The organism is Pseudoalteromonas sp. TB51, from assembly GCF_000498055.1.
Classification (GTDB): domain Bacteria; phylum Pseudomonadota; class Gammaproteobacteria; order Enterobacterales; family Alteromonadaceae; genus Pseudoalteromonas; species Pseudoalteromonas atlantica.
Window position 1 is genome coordinate 1 of the sequence record NZ_AUTO01000228.1, and the last position, 8,848, is coordinate 8,848.

Sequence of the window (8,848 nt, forward strand, 5' to 3'; positions counted from 1 at the left end):
GGCTTGAGTAAAATCAAGCCAGTGGTCGTAACACTCCCCTTTTCCTATGCGGCTGTTAAGTACCTTTTCAAACGCACTTCCCGATGCTGAGCATGTAATACTTAGCATGCCTTGCTCGTAAACATCGCCATACGGCATGCTTTGGTTAAGCAGTATAGCTTGGCCGCTCTCATCTTTTAGCTCACTTCTAGTCGCGTGGCTAGTATCTACCTTAGGCTCAATTAAAGTGTTGTCTAAACGCGTGCGCCCCATAATATGCTCTTGCTCGCTTAGTGATAAATGCTGCCATACGCTCAGGTCATGTTTATAACGCTGTACATGAATATAGCTGCCTTGGTGTTCAAAGCTGTCGGGGTTATTAACCAGTGCCGTGATTCGTTTTTGGCGTCCATGTGGGGTGTCGCCTGCATAAATAAAGCCGTTAAAGTCTCGCCCATCTAAAAACCTAAAATTGCGAATTTGTTCAACCAGCTCTACATCGGGCGAAAACAACTTTAATATTTGCAATGCAAAAAGGTGATTAACATCTTCTCGGTCTGAGCGAATTTGTATGAATAAATCACATGGCTGTACGCGCATAACAAAATCACTGTGATTTATATTAGGAAAGCTTTGCAGCTCGCTTGGGATATATTCAGGTAGTATATGCGGCCAATATTGCGCGCCTATAGCCACCATGCAAGAGAGCATGGCTTCGGAAAACTGATCACTAAACTCTTCTTCAATTGCGCTTACGCGCTTAAGCTTTGCGCGCAATGACTCGTCTTGACCATCAAATACATTAAAAAATAAATGCAAACCGTGTAAGTTTGCTTCAGCACAAATCCCAGATTGCGCTTGCGCCATTGTTATTCCTTAGCTTTATAAAACACAGCGAATAACACATTTGTTATGATTCGAAAAAATTCACCGTGTGAGGTTTTATTTTTATTATAACCTGCTCATTTATTTCAAATGACTGGCCATATTGTGCGGCAACTTCAATCTCTTGCTCTGCAATTACAACAGTGTAAACATAAGCCGAGCCTATAAACCGACGGCTTAAAATGCTCACACCTTGAGGGTTATCGGCCTGCGTATTTTGCGCAAGCTCAATATGGTGCGGGCGAATATACACCACCCCTTTTATTGCACTGTGCGTATGCTCATGCTGCGATTGCACGACACCAAAAGGCGTTGTGTATTCAGTTGCCGTTAACACTTCTGCGCCTAAGTATATGCCCTGACCCAGAAACTCTGCAACCTCCTTTGTCTTTGGCATGGCAAAAAGCTGCTCTGGTGTACCCTGTTGGGCTATTTTTCCTTGGTGCATAATGGCTAGCGTGTCTGAAAACGCAAAGGCTTCTTCTTTTGAGTGGCTAACAAATACCGCAGAAACCTGCTGCGCTTTAATAATGCGCCTAATATCAGCAATTAACTCAAAGCGTACTTGTGTATCTATGTTCGAAAAAGGCTCATCAAGAAGCAATAAACTAGGCTTATAAGCCAAAGCCCGCGCAATAGCCACGCGTTGCTGCTGGCCACCCGAGAGCTGATGAGGGTAGCGTTTTGCACACCCCGTTAAATGCACTAGCTCTAGCATTTCCTCTACCCGTTGCTGTTTTTGCGCTTTGCTTATTTTACCCAGCCCAAACGCAATATTATCGGCCACACTGAGGTGCGGAAACAAGGCATAATCTTGAAACATCATCCCTATATTACGATGCTCTGGTGATACAAATGTATGCTTATCGCTTACACATTTGCCATCTATAAATACACTACCTTCATTTATTTCAATAAGGCCAGCAATTGCTTTTAAGGTGGTTGTTTTACCGCAGCCGCTGGCTCCGAGCAAGCACACAATTTCGTCTTGACCCACCGTTAAATCTAAATTGTGTAGCACGTGCGTGCCACTGTAGTGATAACCCACACCTTGTAAATTTAAACGGCTCATTTAACTGCGTTGCTCCATAGAACGATTAATAAAATACAAGGGGATCAACCCAACTAAAACAATAAATAAAGCGGAAATAGAGGCAAGCTCAAGCTGCTCATCGCTCACATATTGAAATACATGTGTGGCTAAACTTTCAAAGTCAAAAGGCCTTAATAGTAATGCGGCTGGCAGCTCTTTCATACACTCAATAAATACAAGCAATGCAGCTGTTAAAAGACCTCGACGTAATAAAGGAAGGTGCACTAAGCGCAGTGTTTGCCCTTGGCTTTTACCCATTGATTGGCTAGCCATATCCAGTGATGGACTAATACGTACAAAGCTCGATTCTATAGCACCGTGCGCAATGGCATAAAAGCGCACTAAGTAAGCCAGTATAATAGTGACAATGCTGCCGGTTAGTAATAAACCTATATCTAGGTTGTAGCCCTCAAGGACTGTATTTATTGAGTTTTCTAATGTGCTAAGCGGTAATAACACAGCAATAGCCAGTACCGTACCTGGCAGTGCATAGCCGGTGCTCGCTAAGCGACCAGGTATTAAAGAATAGCCTTGCTTTGCCACACGCTGATAAAAAACGATTAGTGTAGCGAGTATTATGCTGGCTACGCTTACAATAATAGCTACTTTTAAACTTTGCCACGCGTAACTAAAAAATGCCGTGTTCCACGCTTTATCAAAGTAAGTTATTGCATAATTTAGCAATACCAACATAGGTATAATAAAAGCAATGAGCAAAATAACACTGCAAAATGACGTAGCCAGCCATGCATGTTTACCTTTAAGTTTGTACAACGACTCGCTATTAACACCTGATTGACGCTCAAACACGGCTTGGTTACGCCGACTAAAGCGCTCCGCCATTAAAGCTAAAAATAGCAGTAACAGCATAACGCCCGACATTTTCGCTGCAGCCGTGAGTGAGTAATAACCAAACCATGTATCGTACACTGCGGTGGTTAAAGTGCTCACTGCAAAGTAACTTACCGTTGCATAGTCGGCCATGGTTTCCATGCTTATGAGCGCAAGGGCTGCCACAATTGAGCCACGAGAAAGCACTATACTTACCTTAAAAAAGCTTTGCCAAGGCGATAAACCCATTAATTGACTAGCTTGCACTAGCTTAAATGACTGCTCTCGCAGTGCGGTTTTAAAAATTAAAAATAAATACGGATACAGCACAAGTGCAATCATTACAATAGCGCCGGGCAAAGTGCGAATATCAAAAAACCAGTAATCCGTTGGCGAGTGCCAATCAAACCAGTCTCTTAGGGCTATTTGCACAGGGCCTGCGTAATCTAGCAAATCGGTATACACATAGGCTATTAAATAGGTAGGCATTGCAAGGGGCAGCATAAGCGCCCATTCAAATTGCTTTTTTCCGGGGAAGGAGCAATACGCACTGAGCCAACCAAGCGGAAGCGCAATTGCACAGCTAAGCAGGCATACGCCAAAAATAAGCAGTACGGTATTAGTAATATAATCCCACAGCACGGTATCCCACAGATGAGAAAATACCTCTGAGTCGCCTTGTAAAGATTCATATATCAGAAAAAACAGCGGGGCCGACAATAAAAGCCCTGTCGACCAAGCAAAGAGCTGCCATTTAGACAGCTTAAATATAAAATTCATTAAAGGTCGAACTTCACCTCATCTATTAGCTTAAGGGCTAACGGACGATATTTACTGATCTCATCAAGTGCTAGGCCATCTTCTTTAAAGCTTCCCCAAGAGGCCACTAAACTTGACAGCTCAACGCCTTGCTTAACCGGGTACTCCATATTTACAGAGGCATACATATTTTGTGCTTTGGTTTCGCTCATAAACTCAATAAGCTTAAGGGCATTATCAGGATTTTTTGCATATTTAGTAATGACAGCACCCGAAACATTTATGTGTGAGCCGCGATTTTGCTGATTAGGAAAATTAATATAAACAGACTCAGCCCACGCTTTTTGCTCGTCGTCTTGAAGCATTTTGCCAAGGTAGTAGCTATTACCTAAAGCAAGATTACACAAACCTTCTTTTACCGCTTTTACTTGCGCGCGATCGTTACCTTGTGGCTTACGTGCTAAATTAGCTTTAACACCTTCTAACCATGTTTTAGTTTTTTCCTCGCCGTGATGAGCAATCATCGAAGCAACTAAGCCAAGGTTATAAGGATGCTTGCCAGAACGTGTACAAATTTGTCCTTTGTACTGTGGGTTAGCCAAATCTTCGTAGGTGAGTTCAGGTAAAGCACCTAGGCGCTCTTTTGATGAATACACATTACGAACCCGCTTAGTTAATGCCACCCACTGCCCGTCGCTATCTCTATACGACGCAGGAATATTGTTTTTAATGCGATCACTTTTAATACTTTGCGTTAAATTTAGGTCCTCTAGCTGAATAAGCGCACTAAAATTAGATGTTAATACTAAATCGGCTTTACTGTGCTTTCCTTCACGCTTAACACGCTCTATTAACCCTTTTTTTGCAAAAACCACATTCGTTTTAATGCCTGTTTGCTTAGTGAAGTCAGTTAAAATAGGTTGAATTAAAAACGGTTGACGAAAAGAGTAAATATTAACAACATCGCTTGCAAACGCAGGCGAAGCGCTAATAATACAAGTAAGTATAGCCAGTGCAGTTCTCATATCAATTTACCTAAATAGTAATTATTTACAGGGGGTTTTATCGTGATACGTGAAAATATACACTCTTTACATAAATGTAAATAAGTAATTAATGACCAAAAGGGAAATACCGCGTAAGACATCTCTTACAGAGCTGACAGCTAATGAGTAAAAAAACCTATAACAACCCAGTAAAAACAATGTAAGCATCTGTTTTTATTCGATTTGTTATAAATACTCACTTTTTATAAGTAAATCTATAGCCGTTTTAACCTATTTTAGTTGCACCAGCACGCTACAATTACTACATCAACCAAGCAGTGATGCTTATCGAGTAAAAGGAAATGGACTGCTTACTCGAACAACCAATGATTAGGTTACTACGGACAACACGGAAATTAGGACAGGCTCAGGATGAGTATCGCAATGGATTGTTGCATAAAGGAACGTATCAGGACAATACAGCAAGGATAACAACAGCGGATAGTTGTTTAACAGGATGTGATAGGAATTAAATGGACAGGCCCTTGAGGCAACACAATGGAATTGTAAATTAATGGACTGCACTAGGACGTGCCAAAAGGAATAGGTAATAGTTTTTACCACTACAGGATGTACAGGGATTTAAAGGAGATAGGCCCGGATAGCCTAAATTACATAGAACTAAAAAGTAATATCGTAATCACATGGATAAGTAAAAATTGGAGTTGATTAAGTTCAATTGCAGGATGCAAAATTAGAAGATTCCGCAAGCGCGCCTAGAGATAGAGCGCGCTTTTCTTTGCCTAAAATTAAGTTACTGTGGCCTGCCCTTATTTCGCTTACCAAGTAAGTACGCATCACGAAATTTTATAAAGTGCTGTTCAAGCTTTAAGGCGGCATCTTGCTCACCTGCGAGCGCTAACACCATAATGCCTACCTCAGCAGTGCCTAACTGGTATGCGTGAGGTGCAACGCGTAAACGGTAATCTGATAGTTTATCAGCGGTGATCGACAACACCGGTAAATTATCTAGATACGGGCTTTTGCGGATCATTTTTTTAGCTTCGCGCCAGGTGCCATCTAAAAATATAAATAATGGCTTTTTGCCAGGCTCAATATTTACTTCAGTGGTTGCCCTGCCCGGCTCTACATCTTCAGCTGGAAATATCACCATAGGTTGATAATCAGCGTTGTTTAATAAAGCTAATAGCTCAGCGCTTGGCTCTGTTCTGTCCCATCTAAATGCATAGTTGTCAGGGACTATTTCAGCAATTAAACGCCCTGTGTTTGACGGTTTAAAGCTTTCATTATGATACATTAATAAACACACGCCAGCATCGCACTGCGCTTGTTCTACACCCTCACATATACAGTAATGCTTGGCAATTAAACACTGCTCACAGCGATCCATTTTGCCGCCACGGGCATTAAATTCGCGGCGCGATTCGCTAATTTGCTGAGCACGCAAAACTAATACTGAGTTATGTTGGGGATTTTTCAACGGGGCTATTACCTAAAATTTGTTCGGCACGTATTGTAGCTAAAATAAAAGGGAATAGATATCAGCTATCAGCTATCAGCTATCAGCTATCAGCTCAAAATAAAAAACGATACCAACAAAAGCTAGTTTTGTTTTATTTTTTTTTAATTGGCGGCTATAAAAACAAAAACCCAGCAAAAGCTGGGTTTTTAAAAGCTAAATTAAAAAGTTAAATTACTTCTTCTTTTTAACCGCTTTTTTGTTTGGTAAATCAGTGATTGAACCTTCAAAAATCTCAGCTGCAAGGCCAATAGACTCGTTCAATGTTGGGTGAGCATGAATAGTAAGCGCTAAGTCTTCACCGTCTGCGCCCATTTCAACTGCTAAGCCGATTTCGCCAAGCATTTCGCCTGCGTTAATACCCACCATAGCACCACCGATTACACGGCCACTGTCTTTATCAAAGATAAGCTTAGTAGAACCTTCAGTACGTGCAGATGCAATTGCGCGACCTGATGCAGCCCACGGGAATACCGCAGTTTCAATGCTTAAGCCTTGCTCTTTTGCTTCTTTCTCAGTCACACCTACCCATGCGATTTCTGGATCAGTGTAGGCAATTGAAGGAATACATTTAGGGTCGAAGAAGTGCTTCTGACCAGAGATAACCTCTGCTGCAACATGGCCTTCGTGTACCGCTTTATGCGCAAGCATAGGTTGGCCAACTAAATCACCAATTGCAAAAATATGGTCTACGTTAGTACGTAATTGCTTATCAACATTAATAAAGCCACGCTCATCAACATTAACACCTGCTTTATCAGCATCAAGTAAGTTACCGTTAGGCGTACGGCCTACAGCAACAAGTACTTTGTCGTAACGTACTGGCTCAGCTGGTGCGTTTTTGCCTTCAAAAGTAACGTATAAGCCATCATCTTTCGCTTCAACGCCAACAACTTTAGTAGAAAGCATAACATTGAATTTTTTGTTTACGTATTTTTGGTAAATCTTGATGATATCTTTATCCGCAGCCGGAACTAACTGATCTGCAAATTCAACTACATCAATATCAGAACCTAGTGCGCGGTAAACCGTACCCATTTCAAGACCGATAATACCACCACCTAAAACAAGTAGTTTCTCTGGTACGTCTTTAAGTTCTAATGCGCCAGTTGAATCAATTACACGGTCATCTTCTGGGATGAACGGTAAGCTAACAGGTTTAGAACCCGCAGCAATGATTGCGTTATCAAATGTAATAGTTGTAGTGCCGTCAGCACCTTCAACGTCTAAAGTGTTGCTGCCAGTGAATTTACCGTAACCTGGTACAACTTTAACTTTACGCATCTTAGCCATGCCGTCTAAGCCACCTGTAAGCTGGCCAACAACCGACTCTTTCCAAGAGCGAATTTTGTCTAAATCAATTTGCGGAGCGCCAAAAGTAACACCGTGAGATGACATTTCTGCAGCGTCATCAATCACTTTAGCCACGTGTAAAAGTGCTTTTGAAGGAATACAACCAACATTAAGACATACGCCGCCTAATGTTTCACGCGATTCTACTAATGTAACTTCTAAGCCCAAGTCAGCAGCACGGAAAGCCGCAGAGTAACCACCAGGACCACCGCCTAGTACAACAACTTGAGTTTTTAATTCGTTGCTCATGCTATTACCTTAATTGTTTGAACGGGACACTGCCCTAAAATTTAACTGCCATGTTTCTGCATGGGCAGAAAATCAGAGCAATTCACAAATAGTGCAAAGATTGTATCATTGCATATAGTAAAAATCCCAGCTAAAAACAACTGGCTGGGATTTGATTTTGTTCATATTGTAGCGATTACATCACTAACTGACGTATGTCGCTCATGTAGCTAGCAAGCGTTGCGGTAAAGCGTGCAGCTAGAGCACCGTCAATCACACGGTGATCGTACGACATAGAAAGCGGAACCATTAATTTAGGTTCAAAGTCTTTACCATTCCACTTAGGCTTCATTTCAGATTTAGATACACCTAAAATAGCCACCTCTGGTGCATTAACAATCGGCGTAAATGCCGTACCGCCAATACCGCCTAAGCTTGAAATAGTAAAACAACCGCCTTGCATATCCGATGACGTTAACTTACCTTCACGCGCCTTTTTAGAAATATCCATTAGCTCGCGAGATAATTCCATAATGCCTTTTTTGTCCACGTCTTTAAATACTGGAACAACTAAGCCATTTGGCGTATCTACTGCAACACCAATATTGATGTACTTTTTAAGGATAAGGCTTTCACCGTCTTCAGACAATGACGAGTTAAACGTTGGAAACTCAGCAAGTACTTTCGCTACCGCTTTCATCACAAACACAAGTGGTGTTATTTTAACGCCAAGCTTTTTCTTCTCGCTTAACACGTTTTGTTCTTTACGGAACACTTCAAGGCTGGTGATATCAGCTTCGTCAAACTGTGTAACATGTGGGATTTGCACCCAGTTACGGTGTAGGTTTTTACCCGACAGCTTTTGAATACGCGATAGTTTTTTCTCTTCAATTTCGCCAAATTTAGCAAAATCTACTTTCGGCCACGGAATTAAGCCAAGCTCACCACCGCCCGCATTGCCTTTACCAGCTGGTAATTGGCCTGATTCAACTTGCTTAACTAGGTTTTTAACATAGTTTTGCACGTCTTCTTTTACTACGCGGTTTTTACGCCCAGAACCTTTAACGTTTGCTAAGTTAATACCAAACTCACGCGCTAAACGACGAACAACTGGCGATGCATGGGCATACGCGCTGTTGTTTTCAAAGCTTTCGTTGCTTGCTTTAGCCGCAGGTGCTGCTTGAGCTGGCGCAG

Annotated in this window: 7 protein-coding genes; all 7 read right to left on the reverse strand. The window is 41.8% G+C overall.

Annotation, left to right across the window (positions count from 1 at the left end):
• A partial coding sequence (locus L650_RS0112690) for a Dyp-type peroxidase (RefSeq protein ID WP_029773347.1) occupies nucleotides 1-846 on the reverse strand: 846 nt, incomplete at its 3' end.
• Nucleotides 847-889: 43 nt separating this feature from the next.
• Entirely contained in the window at nucleotides 890-1,936 is a 1,047-nt protein-coding gene (locus L650_RS0112695; protein WP_029773348.1) for an ABC transporter ATP-binding protein, read from the reverse strand.
• Complete coding sequence (locus tag L650_RS0112700) at nucleotides 1,937-3,568, reverse strand: ABC transporter permease (protein WP_029773349.1); 1,632 nt, start codon at nucleotides 3,566-3,568, stop codon at nucleotides 1,937-1,939. It lies immediately after the preceding gene.
• Entirely contained in the window at nucleotides 3,568-4,572 is a 1,005-nt protein-coding gene (locus L650_RS0112705; protein WP_029773350.1) for a Fe(3+) ABC transporter substrate-binding protein, read from the reverse strand. The genes L650_RS0112700 and L650_RS0112705 overlap by 1 nt, the downstream gene beginning before the upstream one ends.
• A gap of 775 nt (nucleotides 4,573-5,347) precedes the next feature.
• Nucleotides 5,348-6,034, reverse strand: coding sequence for a tRNA-uridine aminocarboxypropyltransferase (locus tag L650_RS0112710; protein ID WP_029773351.1), 687 nt, complete (start codon nucleotides 6,032-6,034; stop codon nucleotides 5,348-5,350).
• Between the two features lie 213 nt (nucleotides 6,035-6,247).
• Nucleotides 6,248-7,675, reverse strand: coding sequence for a dihydrolipoyl dehydrogenase (gene lpdA / locus L650_RS0112720; protein WP_029773352.1), 1,428 nt, complete (start codon nucleotides 7,673-7,675; stop codon nucleotides 6,248-6,250).
• Between the two features lie 175 nt (nucleotides 7,676-7,850).
• A partial coding sequence (locus tag L650_RS0112725; protein ID WP_029773353.1) for a 2-oxo acid dehydrogenase subunit E2 occupies nucleotides 7,851-8,848 on the reverse strand: 998 nt, incomplete at its 5' end.